The following is a 1,568-nucleotide window of genomic DNA, read 5'->3' on the forward strand; positions in this document are numbered from 1 at the left end:
AGTAAAACGAGATAGAGTTTATCCCGTGAGGAAGATTTACTTCCTTAGTTTTAACTGCTTAACGATAGCTCGATATCTTTCGATGTCTTTGCTTGTTAGGTAGTTAAGTAATTTTCTTCTCTTGCCAACTAGGAGTACTAGTGATCTTTGCGTGAAGACATCCTTTTTATTGGATTTAAGGTGTTTGGTAAGGTGTTCGATTTTGTGTGTAAATAGAGCGATCTGCGCCTCTGGCGAACCCGAATCTGCTTCATCTTTTCCATATTTTTTGAAAAAGTCTTTTTTTACTTCTTTATCTAGATGCATCTTTTTTCTAAAATTTTTCTTTTTAAACGACTGCGAAAATAGATCTTTCTATTGGAATGTCAACATTAGTTAGCGAATAGTTTAACTAAATTTGAGATTGTATTTTTTAGATCTTTTCTATTAACGATTTTATCAATGAAGCCATGCTCTAAGACAAATTCTGCTGTTTGAAAACCTTCCGGTAGATCTATTCCTATTGTTTCTTTTACAATACGCGGTCCTGCAAATCCGATAAGTGCTTTTGGTTCAGCAAGGTTAACATCACCTAACATTGCAAAAGATGCAGTAACACCTCCTGTAGTAGGGTCGGTTAAAAGAGAAATATATGGGATTTTCGCCTTAGCAAGCATCGATAATTTAGCAGATGTTTTTGCCATTTGCATTAATGAGAAGGCTGCTTCCATCATTCGAGCTCCACCAGATTTTGAGATAATTAATAATGGAACCTTCTTTTTAAGGCAAACATCAATTGCTCTGGATATCTTTTCTCCTACTACAGATCCCATAGAACCTCCAATAAATTGAAAGTCCATACAAGCGATCACAATCTCTTGTTCTTCGATTACTCCATGAGCTGTCCGAATAGCCTCTTTAAGTCCGCTTTTCTCCTTAGACTGCTTAACACGGCTTATGTAAGTTTTGGTGTCTTTAAACTTTAATGGATCACCTGGTTTTAAATTTGCGTCTAGTTCTTTAAATCGCCCGTTGTCAAAAAGGATATGAAAATACTCACGAGAACCTATTCTGTGGTGTTTGTCGCATTTATCGCAAACCCATAAGCTATCTGCATGTTCTTCTGTTGTAAGCATATGCTTACAAGTTGGGCATTTATGCCAAAGACCTTCAGGAGTTTCTTTCTTATCCTTTGTGGTAGTTTGTATCCCATCCTTAATCCTCTTAAACCAACCCATACTTAATTATTTACCTAAAAGATATAATAGAAGCTTTAGCTTATGCTAAATTTATTTCGTCGGCAAGATATACATCTTGAATTGAATTCAAAAGTTGTATGCCTTCATTCATAGGCCTTTGGAATGCTTTGCGCCCAGAAATTAATCCTTGTCCGCCACCACGTTTGTTTATTACCGCAGTTGTAACGGCATCCTGCAAATCAGATTCTCCTTTCGATTCACCACCAGAATTAATTAAACCGATTTTACCCATATAACAATTAGCTACTTGATATCTGCATAAATCTATTGGGTGATCAGTTGTTAAATCGCTATATACGAGATTATGTGTTTTGCCAAACCCTATATCTG

General features: G+C 36.1%; 3 protein-coding genes. All 3 read right to left on the minus strand.

The genetic code is table 11. From position 1 onward, the window contains the following. Window positions 1–36: 36 nt before the first annotated feature. Complete coding sequence (rpsO, locus tag HRT72_06495; protein ID NQY67356.1) at window positions 37–306, minus strand: 30S ribosomal protein S15; 270 nt, start codon at window positions 304–306, stop codon at window positions 37–39. Window positions 307–371: 65 nt separating this feature from the next. Beyond that, window positions 372–1,217 (minus strand): acetyl-CoA carboxylase carboxyltransferase subunit beta, encoded by an 846-nt coding sequence (locus HRT72_06500; protein ID NQY67357.1) that lies wholly within the window; start codon window positions 1,215–1,217, stop codon window positions 372–374. 40 nt (window positions 1,218–1,257) lie between these two features. Next, the coding region (locus HRT72_06505; protein NQY67358.1) for a fructose-bisphosphate aldolase at window positions 1,258–1,568 on the minus strand (311 nt) is incomplete at its 5' end.

It is taken from the genome of Flavobacteriales bacterium, assembly GCA_013214975.1.
GTDB lineage: Bacteria > Bacteroidota > Bacteroidia > DT-38 > DT-38 > DT-38.